At 60.2% G+C, this 16,518-nt stretch carries 22 protein-coding genes; 10 read left to right on the top strand and 12 right to left on the bottom strand.

The features are described 5' to 3' along the window. Positions 1 to 135 precede the first annotated feature (135 nt). Entirely contained in the window at positions 136 to 1,020 is an 885-nt protein-coding gene (locus H043_RS0117910; RefSeq protein WP_027612989.1) for a LysR substrate-binding domain-containing protein, read from the top strand. Positions 1,021 to 1,211: 191 nt separating this feature from the next. On the opposite strand, the gene H043_RS0117905 is transcribed toward H043_RS0117910, so the two are convergent. Both H043_RS0117905 and H043_RS0117900 read right to left on the bottom strand, forming a co-directional pair. Beyond that, positions 1,212 to 1,817, bottom strand: a complete 606-nt coding sequence (locus H043_RS0117905) for a DUF6338 family protein (RefSeq protein ID WP_027612988.1) — start codon at positions 1,815 to 1,817, stop codon at positions 1,212 to 1,214. Positions 1,818 to 2,000: 183 nt separating this feature from the next. Beyond that, positions 2,001 to 2,336, bottom strand: coding sequence for a hypothetical protein (locus H043_RS0117900; RefSeq protein WP_003225912.1), 336 nt, complete (start codon positions 2,334 to 2,336; stop codon positions 2,001 to 2,003). Between the two features lie 186 nt (positions 2,337 to 2,522). On the opposite strand from H043_RS0117900, the gene H043_RS0117895 reads away from it, so the two are divergent. Beyond that, positions 2,523 to 2,762 (top strand): hypothetical protein, encoded by a 240-nt coding sequence (locus H043_RS0117895; RefSeq protein ID WP_027612987.1) that lies wholly within the window; start codon positions 2,523 to 2,525, stop codon positions 2,760 to 2,762. Between the two features lie 62 nt (positions 2,763 to 2,824). Here the strand turns inward: H043_RS0117895 and H043_RS0117890 are convergent, their stop codons facing one another. Continuing rightward, a complete protein-coding gene (locus H043_RS0117890) occupies positions 2,825 to 3,022 on the bottom strand; it encodes a hypothetical protein (protein ID WP_027612986.1) in 198 nt (65 codons plus the stop codon). 222 nt (positions 3,023 to 3,244) lie between these two features. On the opposite strand from H043_RS0117890, the gene H043_RS0117885 reads away from it, so the two are divergent. Further along, positions 3,245 to 3,607, top strand: coding sequence for an NUDIX hydrolase (locus tag H043_RS0117885; RefSeq protein ID WP_027612985.1), 363 nt, complete (start codon positions 3,245 to 3,247; stop codon positions 3,605 to 3,607). A gap of 4 nt (positions 3,608 to 3,611) precedes the next feature. Here H043_RS0117885 and H043_RS0117880 read toward each other — a convergent pair whose 3' ends face one another. The 3 genes from H043_RS0117880 to H043_RS0117870 form a co-directional block, all read right to left on the bottom strand. Continuing rightward, the gene (locus H043_RS0117880; protein ID WP_003225919.1) at positions 3,612 to 3,854 is read right to left on the bottom strand and encodes a DUF1652 domain-containing protein; all 243 of its coding nucleotides are present in this window, start codon (positions 3,852 to 3,854) and stop codon (positions 3,612 to 3,614) included. A 109-nt stretch (positions 3,855 to 3,963) separates the two neighbouring features. Further along, positions 3,964 to 4,863, bottom strand: a complete 900-nt coding sequence (locus tag H043_RS0117875; protein WP_027612984.1) for a polysaccharide deacetylase family protein — start codon at positions 4,861 to 4,863, stop codon at positions 3,964 to 3,966. Between the two features lie 131 nt (positions 4,864 to 4,994). Then, positions 4,995 to 5,942: an ABC transporter substrate-binding protein gene (locus tag H043_RS0117870; protein WP_027612983.1), complete on the bottom strand. Its 948-nt coding sequence runs from the start codon at positions 5,940 to 5,942 to the stop codon at positions 4,995 to 4,997. A gap of 292 nt (positions 5,943 to 6,234) precedes the next feature. On the opposite strand from H043_RS0117870, the gene H043_RS0117865 reads away from it, so the two are divergent. The 4 genes from H043_RS0117865 to H043_RS0117850 all read left to right on the top strand — a co-directional run bounded on the left by H043_RS0117865 (position 6,235) and on the right by H043_RS0117850 (position 9,385). Further along, positions 6,235 to 7,221: an aliphatic sulfonate ABC transporter substrate-binding protein gene (locus H043_RS0117865; protein ID WP_027612982.1), complete on the top strand. Its 987-nt coding sequence runs from the start codon at positions 6,235 to 6,237 to the stop codon at positions 7,219 to 7,221. A gap of 60 nt (positions 7,222 to 7,281) precedes the next feature. Next, positions 7,282 to 8,127 carry an ABC transporter permease gene (locus H043_RS0117860; RefSeq protein ID WP_027612981.1) on the top strand — a complete coding sequence of 282 codons (846 nt, stop codon included), beginning with the start codon at positions 7,282 to 7,284 and terminating at the stop codon, positions 8,125 to 8,127. Between the two features lie 48 nt (positions 8,128 to 8,175). Then, complete coding sequence (locus H043_RS0117855) at positions 8,176 to 8,856, top strand: SOS response-associated peptidase (RefSeq protein ID WP_027612980.1); 681 nt, start codon at positions 8,176 to 8,178, stop codon at positions 8,854 to 8,856. A gap of 256 nt (positions 8,857 to 9,112) precedes the next feature. After that, on the top strand, positions 9,113 to 9,385 hold the full coding sequence (locus H043_RS0117850; protein ID WP_027612979.1) for a hypothetical protein: 273 nt from the start codon (positions 9,113 to 9,115) through the stop codon (positions 9,383 to 9,385). A 44-nt stretch (positions 9,386 to 9,429) separates the two neighbouring features. On the opposite strand, the gene H043_RS30445 is transcribed toward H043_RS0117850, so the two are convergent. The 3 genes from H043_RS30445 to H043_RS0117835 form a co-directional block, all read right to left on the bottom strand. Then, the gene (locus H043_RS30445; RefSeq protein ID WP_177325641.1) at positions 9,430 to 9,573 is read right to left on the bottom strand and encodes a hypothetical protein; all 144 of its coding nucleotides are present in this window, start codon (positions 9,571 to 9,573) and stop codon (positions 9,430 to 9,432) included. 62 nt (positions 9,574 to 9,635) lie between these two features. Next, positions 9,636 to 9,947 (bottom strand): AzlD domain-containing protein, encoded by a 312-nt coding sequence (locus H043_RS0117840; protein ID WP_166497451.1) that lies wholly within the window; start codon positions 9,945 to 9,947, stop codon positions 9,636 to 9,638. Then, positions 9,947 to 10,645 (bottom strand): AzlC family ABC transporter permease, encoded by a 699-nt coding sequence (locus tag H043_RS0117835; RefSeq protein WP_027612977.1) that lies wholly within the window; start codon positions 10,643 to 10,645, stop codon positions 9,947 to 9,949. Before H043_RS0117835 ends, H043_RS0117840 begins: the two co-directional genes overlap by 1 nt. 152 nt (positions 10,646 to 10,797) lie before the next feature. On the opposite strand from H043_RS0117835, the gene H043_RS0117830 reads away from it, so the two are divergent. Beyond that, a complete protein-coding gene (locus tag H043_RS0117830) occupies positions 10,798 to 11,184 on the top strand; it encodes a DUF2784 domain-containing protein (protein ID WP_027612976.1) in 387 nt (128 codons plus the stop codon). Here the strand turns inward: H043_RS0117830 and H043_RS0117825 are convergent. After that, positions 11,181 to 11,708, bottom strand: coding sequence for a DUF3087 domain-containing protein (locus H043_RS0117825; protein WP_027612975.1), 528 nt, complete (start codon positions 11,706 to 11,708; stop codon positions 11,181 to 11,183). The genes H043_RS0117830 and H043_RS0117825 overlap by 4 nt on opposite strands. 223 nt (positions 11,709 to 11,931) lie before the next feature. Here H043_RS0117825 and ppnN point away from each other — a divergent pair, with 223 nt between their 5' ends. Beyond that, on the top strand, positions 11,932 to 13,305 hold the full coding sequence (ppnN, locus tag H043_RS0117815) for a nucleotide 5'-monophosphate nucleosidase PpnN (protein ID WP_027612974.1): 1,374 nt from the start codon (positions 11,932 to 11,934) through the stop codon (positions 13,303 to 13,305). A gap of 199 nt (positions 13,306 to 13,504) precedes the next feature. Here ppnN and H043_RS0117810 read toward each other — a convergent pair whose 3' ends face one another. Continuing rightward, complete coding sequence (locus H043_RS0117810) at positions 13,505 to 14,899, bottom strand: FAD/NAD(P)-binding protein (protein WP_027612973.1); 1,395 nt, start codon at positions 14,897 to 14,899, stop codon at positions 13,505 to 13,507. Beyond that, on the bottom strand, positions 14,900 to 15,463 hold the full coding sequence (locus H043_RS0117805; protein ID WP_027612972.1) for a helix-turn-helix domain-containing protein: 564 nt from the start codon (positions 15,461 to 15,463) through the stop codon (positions 14,900 to 14,902). Positions 15,464 to 15,548: 85 nt separating this feature from the next. Here H043_RS0117805 and H043_RS0117800 point away from each other — a divergent pair, with 85 nt between their 5' ends. Further along, positions 15,549 to 16,484: a DMT family transporter gene (locus H043_RS0117800; protein ID WP_027612971.1), complete on the top strand. Its 936-nt coding sequence runs from the start codon at positions 15,549 to 15,551 to the stop codon at positions 16,482 to 16,484. Positions 16,485 to 16,518: the final 34 nt, after the last annotated feature.

Raw genomic sequence — 16,518 nt, 5'->3', positions numbered from 1 at the left:
CGGGCCGTGTGGCGGTGAACAGTTGTGCGCAATGAATGATTGCGTCACGCTCCCGCCATCTCATGGTGCTTATGTTCATTGCTTGGTGCTATCGAGACAAACGTAAAATCGACCCGTAATCCATGACTAAAACGAATGAATCCGCGAACCCTCACCCCTTCCATGTCGTTGCTGCTGGCTTTCGAGGCTGCCGCACGCCATGAAAGCTACACCCGCGCCGCCCACGAACTGTCGCTGACGCAAAGCGCGGTCAGCCGTCAGGTGCAGATTCTGGAAAAGATGCTCGGCATGCGCCTGTTCAGTCGCGAAGGCCGGCAAGTGGTGCTGACCGATGTCGGGCGGATGTATCAGCGCGAACTGGCCGAAGCCCTCGGGCAGATCCGCAGCGCGACATTGCAGGCCATGGCGTTCGGTTCCGGCATTCACAGTTTGCGTCTGGCGACGCTGCCGACCTTCGGCTCGAAATGGCTGCTGCCGCGACTCAAGGACTTCTACACCGCACATCCCGGCATGACCGTGCACTTGCATTCACGCATCGAAGCGATCGACTTCGACACCAGCGAAATCGATGCGGCGATCTGTGTCGGTGCGGGAGACTGGCCGGGGCTGAGCGCCCTGCCCCTGCACACTGAAGAACTGGTGGTGATTGCCAGTGCGCAGTTGTCGTTGGCCGAGCGCGATGAAGCGGAACAGCACATCGCCGGGCAGTTACTGCTCAATGTCAGCAGCAATGCCCAGGCCTGGGCGGAGTGGTTCACGCATCATGGTTTGCCCCACCGCAGCATGCGCATCGGGCCGAGCTTTGAAATGACCTCGCACCTGATTCAGGCGGTGCGGACGAATATTGGCGTGGGGCTGGTGCCACGGATTCTGGTGGAGGATGAATTGCTTAACGGCGAGCTGCTGCAACTGGGGAAGCCGATCACCAGCCGCCGCAGCTATTACCTGGTGTATCCGCCGCGCAATGAGGCGTTACCGTCACTGAAAGCGTTCAGGGATTGGTTGGTGGATACGCTCTGACCGCAGCCCCCACAAATGCAAAACATAACGAAACGCCGCTCGATGAGCGGCGTTCAGTCAATCCCGGTACTGGCGCTTTAGCGGTGGCGGCGCACTCGGCCCCTTGACGAGGGGCTTGGCCAGCAGCTTGCCATCCGGGCCATAAAACAGGCGCCTGACGCTGGGCGGCATGGGAGTAGGCTCTTTTGCGCTCATGATGAAACCTCTTCGACAGAACTGAATTCGACCCACTGGACTTTCGAGGAATCTATCACCAATAGTTCGGCGCCAAAAGGCAACGCCACGCCATCCTCCCCCAGCCAGCCTGGATTCAGCATGATGAACTGCCCCTCCAGCGGGCCGGAAGGCCACTCGACGGGCCAGCCGAACAATCGCCTTTCATCCGTCAAATGCAGCGTTACCAGGCGATTGTGGCGGGCAAAGGTGCTGTACCACTCGCTGGGGTATGAGTTTTTATTCGTTACATTTTTACTTCGTAACCATTTGTGCAATTTGTCATTCGACGCCAGAGCACACGACAACAAGCCGAGCGCCATTGAGACCATGAACGCCCACACGGCCTGGGATTTGCCATCCCACTTTCCTACAGAAAAGCCTTTCGAGCCTACCCATAGACCAATAGCGCCGATCCCCAACACCACCCCATGAATCACAAACGTAAAGATCAACGCCTGCACAATCTGCCCAAACGTATCAGGCCGTTTGAACGCGGTGAGCGTGTAGAAAATCCAGGTAGAAACAAATCCGGGAATCAGATACTGCAACAACGGAATAACTTCTTTGACCAGATCATCCATGATCCGTGGCTCCTTGAAAGGCATGCCCCTCCGGTTACCGGGTGGCACTCAGAAGCCTAGCGCACACTGGAATAAGCCTCGTGCCGATCTGTCACAGCGCATTTCGCAAAGCAAAAAAAAGCAGAAACCATTGATCCGATTTCTGCTTTTTGTGGGGCTGGCTTTTGCAGCGGAGGCTGGGCTTTACAGGCAGTCACGCACCGATTTGCGCAACGACCCGGACTTGGCCCATGGCGGTCCCTGATACAGGGAAACGCGGCTGCCGTCCTTGTATTTGATGATATCGAGAATCTCGTCGGCGGTGACGAGGCTCGGCGCCTTGATCCGGTAGCCGTTGGAAATGGACGTCTGCGTGGTCTTCGGAATGTCCTGCTGCCACAACGGCAACAAGCACGCGGCATAGTCTTTAGGCGCTTTGGTGGTGGTTTTGCTGAGATTTGGCTCGCCCGGCACCAGCGATGCTGGCAATGAGCAACCCGCCAGCAATGCCAACGCCAAACTCCCGATCCATATCCGCATGGTGTTTCCCTGATCTTAAAAAACGCGAATGTAACGTGTAACCGGGTGTACATCCAGCGCGGCACGTCGCCCACAAGGGAGATTGGACAAATATTTACATGCATGCAGCCCGGTGGCAGACGAGCTGCGCATCATCGAAGAAAAATGCGACTACTCTGTTCTACCGAGAATGTTCCGGAGGTGATCATGCGGCTCAATGAATACGAACACGAACTTCAGCGCGACCTGCAAGCCGTTGCATCGGATCTGAGATGGTCGGCGGTCGACCTCAAACGCATCGCCGAACAGCTGCGCAAGAGCGGCAATGAAGCGGATGCCCAGGCGGTACTCAGGTCCTGCGAGGTGCTGCAAAGTGATGAAGAACGCCTGCAGCTGTATGCCAGGGAAGTGAAGACGCGCTCCATCAGCCGGACCAAAGTCCACTGATACCACCCCCTGCCCCCAACAAAAGCCCCGGCAATCACCGGGGCTCTTTCGTTACATTTGCTTCAATTTGCAGCGTGACTTCGCGCTCGCACCGAGCGTTTTCTGTAACCCGGCAACGCAGCGGCATAGGCCAGCGCCTCCTCTCTGCTATCGAACGACGCAAGCCGATCGCCTTGAGTACAAACCCGCCACGGGCCGTTGTTCACGCTGAGTACGTCGTAGCCGTTCATGTGCATTTTGTTCAAGACCGGAATGCTCATGGGTACCTCCTTTTTGCCGACGGTGGATTCAGCTCTGCCTTTTTAACTTACACCCGGATGCCGCTGTTGTGCCGACCGGGTGTCGCCATCGCGATGCGCCAAGGCTTTGGCACTTTCCGCCAGGCCAAACACTCAAAACCCCGAGGGAACCTTTGAATCCGGGCCCGGCTCGAATATTGCAGTTTTATTTCATTTATGTGACACGCAGTAAACAGGTAACAGATGAAAGTACGCGCCACCGTTATTTGCGAGCAGGATCGACACGTTCTCCTGGTGCGCAAACCCCGCTGCCGCTGGACATTGCCCGGCGGCAAGGTCGAGCCTGGGGAAACCAAAGCCGGGGCGGCGATGCGCGAGCTGCAGGAAGAAACAGCACTGGATGCCGAGCAGATGTTGTATCTGATGGAACTGCACAGCGGCAGCACCCAGCATCATGTCTACGAGGCGTCGGTGCTCGATCTTGAGCAGTTGCGCCCGCAAAACGAGATCACCGAATGCATCTGGCATCCGCTGGACGCGGTGCAGAATCTACCCACCAGCGAGGCGACGTTACGCATCGTGCAGGCGTTTCAGCGGCGCTTGTAAGGTATCAGCCGGCGAATGCCCGGCGCCCGGCGCTCATTTCCGTACGCAATTCGCCAATGAAGTTGGAAATGTCGCGGATCGTCACCAGATGTTCCGGTGAGACACCATTGAGCAACAACTCGACTCGCCCGGAGTCAGGCTCATAAACCTTGATCCGCAACAGTCCCTGCTCCACTTGTGTGCATTCGCATTCAAGCGACGGAAAGCCGGATTCGACAATCCGGCAGATGTCGGCAATGGCTAACATGGGCGCACGCCTCGCAGGCGATGAGTCGGTCGACCGATTCAGCATAGATGAGCGATCAATAATCTGCCGCCCAAGCAAGTGCCAACCCGATCACATTTCCAGCGCGGCCTCAGTGCGCGTCATGATCCCAGATCCAGTTCCACATTCCCGGCAACTGCACCGGCTGCGAACTCTGCTGAACCGTACGCGCCAGCGCCGCTTTCTGTAGCGTCGCGTGATCATCGTAGAACGGTTTGTCCGCCAGTCTCACGCCCGTGGCGGCGGCGCTGTCGAGCAGGATCTGCAGGTACTCGCGGGTATGCCGCGCGGTGTAGCGGTTGAGGTCATGAAAGGTCACCACCACTGGAATCACCCCGTCTACGGTCGGAAATTCGCCGAGGGCAATGCGCTCGCGGACTTCCGATAGCTGGCGCAGCATATTCGCCCGACGTCGGGGACTGGCGTTGAAGCCCCAGATCTTGCCGTCATTGGCGCTCAAATCGGTCAACAACACGTGCAAGCCATGCTGCTGATACGCGGCGAAGGTGCGCTTGTCGTAATTCCAGAATGGCGGGCGCAGCAGGATCGGTGCTGCTCCGGTGATCGCGGCGATATCCGCCGTGCCGTTGCGCAACGACTGCTCCAGTTCTTGCGGATCGAGCGAGCGATGATTGGTGTGCCAATGGGTGGCGGTGTGGAATCCGAGGATGTGCCCTTCGGCGTGCTCGCGCCGCATGATGCCGCGACCAATGTCACTGTTACCGGCGCGAGGCGCGCGGGTCTGGACGAAGAACACCGCTTTGATGTCCGGTTGCACCGGGTTGACCTTGAGGCTGTCGAGCACTGTCGCCGACGGATTCCAGAAACTCGAGGCGCTGGGGCCATCATCGAAGGTCAGCAAAAAGCGCACCGGCGCCTGGGCCTTGAGCCGGGTTTCGGTTTGCGCGGTCATTTCGATCGGCGCGGCAATGCAGCCGGCCAGCCCAAGCGCGATGGCCGCTGCACAGAGAAGATTGAACGCGTATTTCATGTTTTGCCTTGCGCCTGGCCGTTGCGGCCCTGTTGTCGACTGGCAAAACTCCCTCGCCCTGATCCATCCCTGCGCCCGGCTTCGCGAGCCAGGTTTGGATAGGGTACACAGGCTTTGGTTCCGGCGCTCGCTCAGTCAGCCAGAGCCTGTTGAAACGAGGTATCGATGACCCCGGCGGTGGCCAGCGGCGCAGGCAGAGCCTTGACCTTGAACAGGAAGTCCGCGGTGCCTTGCAGGTCGACCGCCGCCTGCTGATCCACCGGCCCGACAGTCATGTGCGCCTGACGCAACCAGTGCCGTGAAACCTGCTGATCGAGATTGGCTTTCTTCGCCCACAGGTCCGCGTATTCGTCGGTGTGGCTGTCGACCCAGGCCCGCGCCTGTTTCAAACGCCCGAGAAAATCGGCAATCGCGGCACGCTTGCTGTCGATCGACGGCGCCGACGCGGCAATCGCGCTGAGTCCCGGCATCAGGTTTTTCGCGGTGAGAATCGGCCGCGCACCGGAGAACACGATTTGCTGGGAGATATACGGTTCCCACACCGGGAACGCGTCGATGCTGCCCTGTGGCAATGCCGCCGCCGCATCAATCGGCATCAGTTTGACGAAGTCGACGTAATTTTCCGGCAGACCGCCCTGCTCCAGGGCGCGCAAGGTCAGCTGCTGGCTCCAGGCGCCGGGCCAGTAGGCGACTTTTTTGCCCTTCAGATCAGCGATGGTTTTCACCGGCGAATCTTTCGGCACCAGCAAGGCGATAGTGTCCGGGTTCTGCCGCGACACACCGATCAGTTTCACCGGCGCCTGTTTGGCGGCGAGAAACAGAAAACCCGAATCGCCAAGAAAGCCCAGATCCAGCGAGCCGGTCTGCAACGCCTCGGCCAGTGGCGCGGCGGCCTGGAAGTGCTTCCAGTCGACGCTGTAAGGCGCGTCTTTCAACACGCCGGAGGCTTCGACCGAAGCGCGGATGTTGTAGTAGTTCTGGTCACCAACATGCAGGACCAACGGCTCGGCGGCGTGGGCAAGCGGTGCGGTGAATAACGCGGTCATCAGTGTGCTGCGGAGCAAACGAGAGAGCTTCATGGGAGGTCCTGCGACGGGATTTTGCATAGACCATAACGCTGTTGATAAACCGATTTTAAATTCGATTAAGGCATAAGCTCAGCGCCCGGAATGCTCACTGTCCGCTGCGCAACAGTGCCTTGCCACAATGTTTCCCAAGCAACAGTTGAAAGGCGCTAAAACCGGCGAAAACCCCGTAAACATGGGTCGAAACACACATGGCACAGAGCCTGCAATATTCCATTCATGCAGGACGCAGCCGATAAAAATATATTTTTGGACATAACAACCAGTGCCTTTGCCGGAGCGCCCCATGACATCGTTCTTACCGTTTACTCGCCTCAAAACGCTGCTGGTCGCCAGCGCCATGGCATTGAGCCTGCAACCGCTGGCCCAAGCCGCCGAAGCGCCGCCTGCGGAAGTCCATCTGGATTACGCTTACTACTCACCCGTGAGTCTGGTGCTCAAACATTTCGGTTTTCTCGAAAAGGCCCTGCCACAGTCCAAAATCAGTTGGGTGCTGAGCCAGGGCAGTAACCGTTCGCTGGAATACCTGAATAGCGGTGGCGTCGATTTCGCCTCCAGCGCCAGCCTCGCTGCAGTGCTGAGCCGGGCCAACGGCAGCCCGATCAAGTCGGTATACGTTTACAGCCGTGCCGAATGGACCGCGCTGGTAGTGCGCAAGGATTCGCCGTACCAGAGCCTCGCCGACCTCAAGGGCAAGAAAATCGCCGCCACCAAAGGCACCGACCCGTACCTGTTCACCCTGCGCAGCCTGCAACAGGCCGGGCTGAAGAAAGACGACGTGGAACTGGTGCACCTGCAACATCCGGACGGCCGCACCGCGCTGGAAAAAGGCGATGTCGACGCCTGGGCCGGACTCGATCCGCACATGGCCGCCAGTCAGGTACAGGCCGGTTCGCGTCTGCTGTATCGCAATCCGGCATTCAACAGCTACGGCGTAGTCAGCGTCACCGAGCAGTACGCCAAGGAGCATCCGCAAACCATCGACACCGTGATCAAAGCCTACGAGCAGGCGCGGGACTGGGCGCTGAAAAATCCCGACGAGTTCGCCGCGCTGCTTGCCAAGGAATCCGGTCTGCCGCTGGACGTGGCCAAACTGCAGTTGTCGCGCACCGACCTGAGCAGTCCGCAACTGACCGCCAACGATGTGCAAGCGTCGAAAGCTGCGGCACCGATTCTGGTGTCTGAGGAACTGGTGCGGCGTGGAGTGAATGTCGATCAAGTCATCGATCAGTTGCTCGACAGCGGAGTGCAGCAAGCCGTCGCCCGCCAGTAATCGACCAGACTCACAGCCCATCCGCGCCCGGCGCGGATTCGCTGTGAGCGGAGCCCACGTATGAGCACTCGCAGTAACGAACTGCCCGCGCCGCCTCGCAGCTTGCCGAGGCCGCGTCCTTCATCTCTCAACCCGACATGGCGCCGGCGCCTGAAAGGTCTGGCCCTGCCGCTGCTGATCGTGGTCGCCCTGGAGTTCATCGTGCGTCTCGGCTGGCTTCCGTCCTATCAAATGCCGGCGCCCAGCGAGATCGCCCTGACCCTCACCGACCTCGCCGAAGGCGCCCTGTGGAAACACATCAGCGCCAGCCTGTTGCGGGTGTTGCTCGGTTTTGCAATTGGCGCCAGCCTTGCGCTGGTGTTCGCCGCCTGGGTCGGCCTGAGCCGTGAGGCCGAGGCGTATCTGGAACCGACGTTCGCCGCGCTGCGTTCGATTCCGAGTCTGGCCTGGGTGCCGCTGTTGCTGCTGTGGCTGGGCATCGATGAAACCTCGAAGATCGTGCTGATCGCCATCGGCGCGTTCTTTCCGGTGTACGTCAACGTGGTCGCGGCGATTCGCAACATCGATCGCAAACTGGTCGAGGTCGGACGTATCTATGGCTTCAGCCGCTGGCAACTGGTGCGGCGGATTCTGCTGCCCGCCGCCCTGCCCGGCCTGTTCACCGGACTGCGCAGCGGCATGAGTCTGGCGTGGATGTTTCTGGTGGCCGCCGAGCTGATCGCCGCGACCAAGGGCCTCGGTTATCTGCTCAGCGACGGCCGCGAAACCTCGCGGCCGGACATCGTGCTGGCGGCGATCATCGTGCTCGCCTTGCTCGGCAAACTCAGCGACGGTTTGCTCGCGGTGCTGGAACGCCGCTGGCTGATCTGGCGCGACACCTTCACCGGTCAGGAGGCGCAGGATTGATTGGCCAGAGCCAACTATGCTGAAAGCGTCCATCCAGAGATTCGGCGCATGTGCGGAAGACTCTCGCAGTACCGCGGCATTCACGACTTTGTCGCGGTGCTGAGCATTCCCGATGCGCTGATCAATCACGTCGGCGACGCTGCGCTGGAGCGATACAACGCGGCGCCGACCACGTCACTCGCGGTGCTCCATCAACATGATCAACGCCTGTATGCCGACAACCTGCGCTGGGGCTGGCGCCCGCACTGGGCCAAGGACCGCGCGGCGCCAATCAACGCGCGCGTGGAGAAAGTCGCCCATGGGCCGTTCTTCCGGGCGATCTGGCGTCATCGGTTGATCGTGCCGGTCGACAACTGGTTCGAATGGGTCGACGGCCCGGACAAAACCCGACAGCCGTGGCTGATCCGTCGTGCCGATCACGGGCCGATTTTCTGTGCGGCCATCGGACAGTTTCCAACACCCGGCAGCGATGGCCGGGACGACGGCGGTTTTGTGATCATCACCGCCGACAGCGTCGGCGGCCTGCTCGATATCCATGATCGAAGACCCGTGGTCTTTCGCGCTGACATGGCTGCCGAGTGGCTCGACAGCGCCACGTCTGTTGAACGCGCCGAACAGATGCTCCTGTTTGAAGGCGAACCCAGTGATGCCTTCGCCTGGCACAAAGTCGGCAAGGCAGTCGGCAATTCACGCAATCAGGGTGCAGGGCTGATTGAAGAAGTGGCTTAAAGATCCACGTTCTCACGCGTCTACCTTGTAGTTGACGCAAGATCGTTACAGCTGGTGTTTCATTGTTGAGACAGCCCGAGAAAAACAGTCGTTTGAGCGAACTAACCGCCTGTCTGACATTTCAACCGTCATACATACATTTACATGCACTACGGATAGCATGCGCGCCGCATTTCCATTTGGCATACCAGTTGACCAAAGAGTCAGCAAAACCAGGAATCCCCTACAACTTTAACAAGCCTTGCAGAGAACTAAGTTGCGCGACGATTTTGCAATCAAACAGGCCAACGGCCTGGAGTGTATCTATCTGTCCATGACAGAACGCTTTCAACTCGACTGTTTTATCGGCCACTACATCAAGACCCGAAACCTGCGTTCAGTGCCGGACATCGAACGCATCCTGCGCACGACTCTCGAAGGCTATCCCGGCCACCCACCGGTGATGGTCAACGAGCTCAATGCATGGATCGACAAGACCCTGGGCTATCGGGCGTCACATCCGGACTTCCCGTCGCTGGAAGACCTCTGAACAACAAAAAGCCCCGCTGTTGCGGGGCTTTTTGCAGATTGCTCTCAGAGCTTCATATCAGGCCCGGTAAGTTCCTTGCCATCGTCGTGCTTCCACGTCTGTTCCTTGCGTTTCTCACGCTCGATTTCTTCTTCGCTGGGCTCGTCTACTTCTTCGTCTTCATCAGGACGCTTTTGCTCGGTCGTCATGTGCACCTCGACTTGTCGAAAATAGTCATCCAACCAGCGTAGAACAGTTTTTTCCCGGCAACTTACAACCACCAGCGCAGCAAAAAGAAAAACGCCATGCTCAAGAGCATGCTGAGCAAGGTATTGCGGGTGTACAGCACCAGCCCGATCGCTACGAGCGAACTCAGTAAATAAGGATTATCCCACTGCAGATTCAACTGTTTGTCCGGCATGAACACGATCGGCCCGCAGATCGCCGTGAGCATTCCCGGTACGGCAAACCCGAGAAACTGCCGTGCGTTGCTGCTCAAACGCAGCGGCAGGCGCGGTTCGAGAAACACGTAACGGTTGAGGAACACCAGAATCCCCATGCCGAAAATCACTGCCCAGACCATCATGTGCGCCCCCGATACAGCTTGTTGCAGACAAATCCTGCGGTCATCCCCGCCAGGCCCGACAACACCAGTGCCGAGCCCCACTGCCAATAACTGAACAGCACCGAGCAGAACAGCGACACCGCCACACACACCACGGTCGGCACGTTACGCACCACCGGGGTGATCAATGCGATGAAAGTGGCGGCAATCGAGAAATCCAGCCCCAAGTGCTCAAGCCCCGGAATGCTGCTGCCCAACACGATGCCGGCCAGGGTGAACAGGTTCCAGGCGATATAGAACGTCAGGCCGACGCCCAAGGCGTACCAGCGGTTGAACTGCTGACGGTCATGCTGACTGGTCAGGGCGAACAGCTCATCGGTGAGCAAAAAGCCCAGGCCGATGCGCCAGCGCCCGGGCAGCGGCGAAATCACTGAGCGCATGCTCATCCCGTACAACAAATGCTGCGAGGTCAGCAACAGCGTGGTCAGCAGGATCGAGAAAATCCCGGCACCCCCCTTGAGCATACCGATCGCCACCAGTTGCGCGGCCCCTGCAAACACGATGCTCGACAGGCCCTGCCCCTGTAACGGCGTGAGATTGGCTTCGATCGCCATGGAGCCGGCCAGCAGCCCCCACGGCGCCGTCGCCAGTGATAACGGCATGATCGCCGCAGCGCCGCGAAGAAACGCACGGCGCGGCATAAGTGAGTCAGACATAACGCTCTTCAACCGAGGAAACGGTCGCAGACTCTGCCAGCAAGTGCCCCTTCGTGGCTTGAACAATCTTGCGCACTTGCGCTAAATCGCAGCGCCCCAGCGTCGCTGTCGGCGTACCATGGAGGCCTTCACAACCACGTCAGGGAGACGACATGCTGTACCGAATCGCAGCCGACGGGCTGGTGCTGTTCCATCTGTCATTCATTCTGTTTGTGCTGTTCGGCGGGCTGCTGGTGCTCAAGTGGCCACGCCTGATGTGGCTGCATCTGCCGGCCGCTGCATGGGGCGTGGCGGTCGAGGTGTTGCACCTGACCTGTCCGTTGACCTACTGGGAAAACCTGATGCGCCACGCCGCCGGGCAGACCGAATACGCCGGCGGCTTCATCGAGCACTACATCTGGCCGATCATCTACCCCGCAGGTCTGACGCCGCAGATCCAGTTGGCGCTGGGCAGCGTGGTGCTGGTGATCAACCTGCTGGTCTACGGGCGTCTGGCCCGTGCGTGGAAACTGCGCCGCGCCAGCCGTATTCCGTTTTAACGCGCGGCGGGTTTCAAGGTTTCCAGCCAGGCTGGATCCAGGCGCTTCTGGTCGATCTCCAGACCCAGTGCCTGCATCCGCTCCTTGTGCGCTTCGACTTCCCGGCGCAACTGCGCATGATCGCTGGAGTTACCGTCCAGTTCGTGCATCTGGGTCAGCCCCAGATGATAGAAGCGCAGCACCTTCATCGCGGTCGGATCGTTCTGTTCCACCGCAGCGGTCACCTGATGCATCACGTTGGTCACGCTCATCAGGCTGCGCTTGAGCCGCCAGCTATAAACCGCCGGGGCCATCCACGCCTGCTGCCAGAACTGCCCGCGCATCAGCGCCGCTGTCAGCAGAAACGCCACGAACACCCCGCCGACATTGAACCGCAGGTTATCGCCGCCGGGCTCGCCGAACAGCGCCACTGCCGCCGTCGAAAGCACCATCGCCAGCACCAGGAACAGCACGGCAATGATCAACGTGCTGCGGCGGGTCTGCTGGCGAAACGTTGCTGGGTCCATCGGCTGGATCTCGAACATCAGGCATGACTTCCTTGAGCGATAAAAAGGGCAACGGAAAAAACTCGCTGCGCATTATCGCCTCTCTCGGGGATTTAGCTATGCTGGGGGCCCTTTTCATCTTTTCAGCGTCCAACGGGGACATGGCGGTACAGCGCAGATCGTGCCATCTTCATTCATGGATACACACTATTCGGATGCCATTTGCCTGCCATTGGAATGACATCGTTTTAAGGATCATTGCATGACCCAACGACACGTAATCAACGCCTCGGTCAGCCCGAAAGGCAGCCTGGAAACCCTTTCTCAACGTGAAGTTCAGCAACTGAGCGAAGCCGGCTCCGGCAGCACCTACACCCTCTTCCGCCAGTGCGCCCTGGCCATCCTCAACACCGGCGCGCATGTCGACAACGCCAAGACCATCCTCGAAGCCTACAAGGATTTCGAAATCCGCATTCACCAGCAAGACCGCGGCGTGCGCCTCGAACTGCTGAACGCCCCGGCCGACGCCTTCGTCGACGGCGAAATGATTGCCAGCACCCGCGAGATGCTGTTCAGCGCCCTGCGTGACATCGTCTACACCGAAAACGAACTCGACAGCCAACGCATCGACCTCAGCACCTCGCAAGGTATCAGCGACTACGTGTTCCACCTACTGCGCAACGCGCGCACCTTGCGTCCGGGTGTCGAGCCGAAAATCGTCGTGTGCTGGGGCGGTCACTCGATCAACACCGAAGAATACAAATACACCAAGAAAGTCGGCCACGAACTGGGCCTGCGCAGCCTCGACATCTGCACCGGTTGCGGCCCCGGCGTGATGAAAGGCCCGATGAAGGGCGCGACCATCGCCCATGCCAAGCAGCGCATCCACGGTGGGCGCTACCTCGGCCTGACCGAGCCGGGGATCATCGCCGCCGAGGCGCCGAACCCGATCGTCAATGAGCTGGTGATCCTGCCGGACATCGAAAAACGTCTTGAAGCGTTCGTGCGTGTCGGCCACGGCATCATCATCTTCCCGGGCGGCGCCGGCACCGCCGAAGAGTTCCTGTACCTGCTGGGCATCCTGATGCACCCGGACAACGCCGGCCTGCCGTTCCCGGTGATCCTGACCGGGCCGAAACATGCCGCGCCGTATCTGGAACAGCTTGATGCCTTCGTCACCGCCACCCTCGGCGATGCGGCGAAGCAGCACTACGAGATCATCATCGACGACCCGGCCGAAGTCGCCCGGCAGATGACTGCCGGCCTCAAAGCGGTTAAGCAGTTCCGCCGCGAGCGCAACGACGCGTTCCACTTCAACTGGCTGCTGAAGATCGACGAAAGCTTCCAGCGCCCGTTCGATCCGACCCACGAGAACATGGCCAACCTCAAGCTGCACCGCGACCAGCCGCCCCACGAACTGGCCGCCAACCTGCGCCGCGCGTTCTCCGGGATTGTCGCCGGCAACGTCAAGGACAAGGGCATCCGCTTGATCGAAGAGCACGGGCCGTACCAGATCCGTGGTGACGCGGCGATCATGCAACCGCTCGACGCGCTGCTCAAAGCCTTCGTCGCCCAGCACCGGATGAAACTGCCGGGCGGCGCGGCGTATGTGCCGTGCTATCGCGTGGTGGCGTAACTTTTCCGGGCACCACATCCCCTAATGTGGGAGCGGGCTTGCTCACGAAAGCGGTGTTTCAGGCAACATTGATGTTGACTGACACGGCCTCTTCGCGAGCAAGCCCGCTCCCACAGGTTCTGGTGTGTGGCGGCGCAGGGTATTTCCAAGCGGAGTCCCCTGTGGGAGCGAGCCTGATCGCGAAAGACCACCCTCAACCTTATCCCGCCAATCGCGCCGCCAATGCCTTGGCCTGCAACGCCACATCCGTCACCGCCGTGCTCTCCCACCACATCCCGCGCAGCGGTGGCCCCATCGCGAACAGTCGGCTGCCGGCCTGCCCTTCAGCATCTAGCACCGCACCGTCCACCGCCGCTGCAATCCCCAACGCCAACGGCCCCGGACGCACCAGCCCACGCGCCAGCAACTGCTGCGGCAGCGGGCGCGCGACGCGGCGCCAGTCGTACTCGATGCCACTGGAATTGATCAGCGCTGCACCTTGCACCACACAGGTTTGCGCCTCGCCGCGACGCCGAATTCGAATGCTCACACCCTCGCCCGTCATCGGCTCAAGCCCTTTGAACGACGCCGCCTGAATCCGCAACCGTCCTTCGTTGTGCAAGCGCTCAACCAATGCTGCACTCAGCGGCGGCGACCGGTGATGATGACTCTCCCACCACGGCCGCACATGGCGTACGAATTGTCGACGCTGCACGTCAGTCGCCTGACTCCACAGCCGTCCGATATGGGCCCGCACCGTGTCCAGCGGCGCCTGCCAGTCGATGCCCTGAGCGATCGCCTCGCGGCAATGCCTGCGCAGCTCGCGCAACAACTGTCGAGGTGTGCGAATGCTCTGATCTTCGGCAAGAAAATCCACCCACGCCGTCGGTTGCCGACGCACATGGGGCAACAGTCCGTGACGGGAAAACACTTCGATCGGCCCGCGATGCCCGGCCTGCTCCAGTGAAACCACGGCATCGACCATGGTCAGGCCGGAGCCGATGATCAGCACAGTCGACTGCGGATCGAGCTGACGCATGGCGGCGACATCCCACGGATCAAGCGCTGCGGCGTTCAGGCCGCTGGACTCTTTCTGCGGCGTGCGCGCGGCGGGGAACATGCCCGTAGCGAGCACGGCATAGGCGCCGCGCAGAGTCTGCCCATTGCTCAAGCTCATTTGCACCGAATCCGCATCAGTTTGCAGATCGACGACTTCAGCGCGAACGTGCTCGACGGTCGAACCATGCTGCGCACCAACGACGCGCGCCTCGGCCAGACGCTGCTGCACATAAACGCCAAACAGCCCGCGTGGAGGGAACAGCTCACTGATTGGCACATTCTGCTCGACAGATTCCGGCCAGCCACCGGCAGCGATGTGCGCGGTCAGCCATTGAGTCAGGTCATCGGGGTTATCGGGGTCGACACTCATGCGCGCCGCATTGCCGTTGAGCGTGTGGCCCAGTTCAACGGCGCTGTAAGCTTCACCGCGACCGAGTTCGGCGCGCGGTTCGATGATCAGGATCCGACGCTGGCCGGGCAGTCGCAGCAATTGCACGGCCAGCATCGTGCCGCTGAGGCCACCGCCGATGATCAGGATGTCTGCGTTCTGACTCATTCAAATCACCACATTGCGCACAAAGCGCACCGCTACCGGCCCGTCATTGCGATAGCCATGGGGCTGGTTGCTGGCAAACATGAAAAACTCACCGGCGGAAATGGTGTTGGCCACGTCGCCAATCGTTAGCGTCAGGCAACCTTCGAACACATAAATCTGCTCGCTCCAGCCATCGGCGTCGGGTTGCGACGGATAGACCTCGCCCGGTTGCAGACACCATTCCCACTGTTCGACTTCACGGGTGGCGGTGGCCTTGGATAGCAGTACCGCTTTGCTCCCGGGAATCACGCCGGCCCACGCCACCTCGTTGATGCGGCTGGTATCGCGTGCGTCTGGGGCCTGGATCAGGTCGCTGAAGGCCACGTCGAGCGCTTCGGCAACGCGATCGAGGGTGGTCAGGCTGACATTCTTTTCCCCGGCCTCGATCGCCACCAGCATGCGCCGACTGACGCCGGACTTTTCCGCCAGCGCGGTCTGGCTCATGTCGGCAGCGTGGCGCAGGCGCCGGACGTTGTGACTGACGTGTTGCAGGACGGACGCCCGTTGGCTGGAATCTTTGTGCACTATATTGCTCACTCGGTGGGGTTGGGCAGTATACTGCGCAACGTTGGGCGCATTGTGCGTCCTGCCTTTTATAGTGCGCAAGGTCATGACGTCAGTGAACGAATCTTCCACCTCTCTCCGCTTCTCCCGCTTCAGCAAGGCCGAGTGCGTACTAGTGCTGATCACCATGGTCTGGGGCGGCACGTTCCTGCTGGTGCAACACGCTATGACCGTCAGTGGGCCGATGTTCTTTGTCGGCCTGCGCTTTGCCGCTGCGGCCGCCATTGTCGCGCTGTTCTCCTGGCGCCACTTGCGTGAACTGACCCTGTTCGAGCTCAAGGCCGGATCGTTCATCGGCGTGGCGATCATGCTCGGTTACGGCTTGCAGACGGTTGGTCTGCAAACGATCCCGAGCAGTCAGTCGGCATTCATCACCGCGCTGTACGTGCCCTTCGTGCCGTTGCTGCAATGGCTGGTGCTGGGCCGTCGTCCGGGGTTGATGCCAAGCATCGGCATCATGCTGGCGTTTACCGGTTTGATGTTGTTGTCCGGGCCGTCCGGGGCTGCGCTGAACTTCAGCCCCGGCGAAATCGCCACCCTGATCAGCGCCATCGCGATCGCCGCCGAGATCATTTTGATCAGCACCTATGCCGGTCAAGTCGATGTACGCCGGGTGACCGTGGTGCAGCTGGCGGCGACCTCGGTGCTGTCGTTTCTGCTGGTGGTGCCGACCGGTGAAACGCTTCCGGATTTTTCCTGGACCTTGCTGGTGACCGCACTGGGTCTCGGCGCGGCGAGTGCGGCAATTCAGGTGGCGATGAACTGGGCGCAGAAAAGCGTTTCGCCGACCCGGGCGACCTTGATCTACGCCGGTGAACCGGTGTGGGCCGGGATCGTCGGGCGGCTTGCCGGGGAGCGCTTGCCGGCGATTGCGCTGGTGGGTGCGGGATTGATTGTGGCGGCGGTGATTGTCAGCGAGTTGAAGACCAAGGGTAAGGTTGTCGAAGAAGACGCGGAGCTGGAGCGGGAGACCCAAGGTTAATCCGCAATATCTTTAGTGCCTGAACCGTAGCTAT

It is taken from the genome of Pseudomonas sp. URIL14HWK12:I6, assembly GCF_000514195.1.
Lineage (GTDB): Bacteria > Pseudomonadota > Gammaproteobacteria > Pseudomonadales > Pseudomonadaceae > Aquipseudomonas > Aquipseudomonas putida_A.
This window is presented reverse-complemented; position numbering and strand designations above follow the sequence as displayed.

Bases quoted from the DNA above. Each gene is read 5' to 3' on its own strand.
- H043_RS0117910 (WP_027612989.1), top strand. From the start codon at position 136: ATGAATCCGCGAACCCTCACCCCTTCCATGTCGTTGCTGCTGGCTTTC.
- H043_RS0117810 (WP_027612973.1), bottom strand. From the start codon at position 14,899: ATGAGTCAGAACGCAGACATCCTGATCATCGGCGGTGGCCTCAGCGGC.
- H043_RS0117855 (WP_027612980.1), top strand. From the start codon at position 8,176: ATGTGCGGAAGACTCTCGCAGTACCGCGGCATTCACGACTTTGTCGCG.
- H043_RS0117860 (WP_027612981.1), top strand. From the start codon at position 7,282: ATGAGCACTCGCAGTAACGAACTGCCCGCGCCGCCTCGCAGCTTGCCG.
- H043_RS0117865 (WP_027612982.1), top strand. From the start codon at position 6,235: ATGACATCGTTCTTACCGTTTACTCGCCTCAAAACGCTGCTGGTCGCC.
- H043_RS30445 (WP_177325641.1), bottom strand. From the start codon at position 9,573: ATGACGACCGAGCAAAAGCGTCCTGATGAAGACGAAGAAGTAGACGAG.
- H043_RS0117835 (WP_027612977.1), bottom strand. From the start codon at position 10,645: ATGTCTGACTCACTTATGCCGCGCCGTGCGTTTCTTCGCGGCGCTGCG.
- H043_RS0117800 (WP_027612971.1), top strand. From the start codon at position 15,549: ATGACGTCAGTGAACGAATCTTCCACCTCTCTCCGCTTCTCCCGCTTC.
- H043_RS0117885 (WP_027612985.1), top strand. From the start codon at position 3,245: ATGAAAGTACGCGCCACCGTTATTTGCGAGCAGGATCGACACGTTCTC.
- H043_RS0117900 (WP_003225912.1), bottom strand. From the start codon at position 2,336: ATGCGGATATGGATCGGGAGTTTGGCGTTGGCATTGCTGGCGGGTTGC.
- H043_RS0117880 (WP_003225919.1), bottom strand. From the start codon at position 3,854: ATGTTAGCCATTGCCGACATCTGCCGGATTGTCGAATCCGGCTTTCCG.
- H043_RS0117895 (WP_027612987.1), top strand. From the start codon at position 2,523: ATGCGGCTCAATGAATACGAACACGAACTTCAGCGCGACCTGCAAGCC.
- H043_RS0117905 (WP_027612988.1), bottom strand. From the start codon at position 1,817: ATGGATGATCTGGTCAAAGAAGTTATTCCGTTGTTGCAGTATCTGATT.
- H043_RS0117825 (WP_027612975.1), bottom strand. From the start codon at position 11,708: ATGTTCGAGATCCAGCCGATGGACCCAGCAACGTTTCGCCAGCAGACC.
- H043_RS0117870 (WP_027612983.1), bottom strand. From the start codon at position 5,942: ATGAAGCTCTCTCGTTTGCTCCGCAGCACACTGATGACCGCGTTATTC.
- ppnN (WP_027612974.1), top strand. From the start codon at position 11,932: ATGACCCAACGACACGTAATCAACGCCTCGGTCAGCCCGAAAGGCAGC.
- H043_RS0117840 (WP_166497451.1), bottom strand. From the start codon at position 9,947: ATGGTCTGGGCAGTGATTTTCGGCATGGGGATTCTGGTGTTCCTCAAC.
- H043_RS0117875 (WP_027612984.1), bottom strand. From the start codon at position 4,863: ATGAAATACGCGTTCAATCTTCTCTGTGCAGCGGCCATCGCGCTTGGG.
- H043_RS0117830 (WP_027612976.1), top strand. From the start codon at position 10,798: ATGCTGTACCGAATCGCAGCCGACGGGCTGGTGCTGTTCCATCTGTCA.
- H043_RS0117890 (WP_027612986.1), bottom strand. From the start codon at position 3,022: ATGAGCATTCCGGTCTTGAACAAAATGCACATGAACGGCTACGACGTA.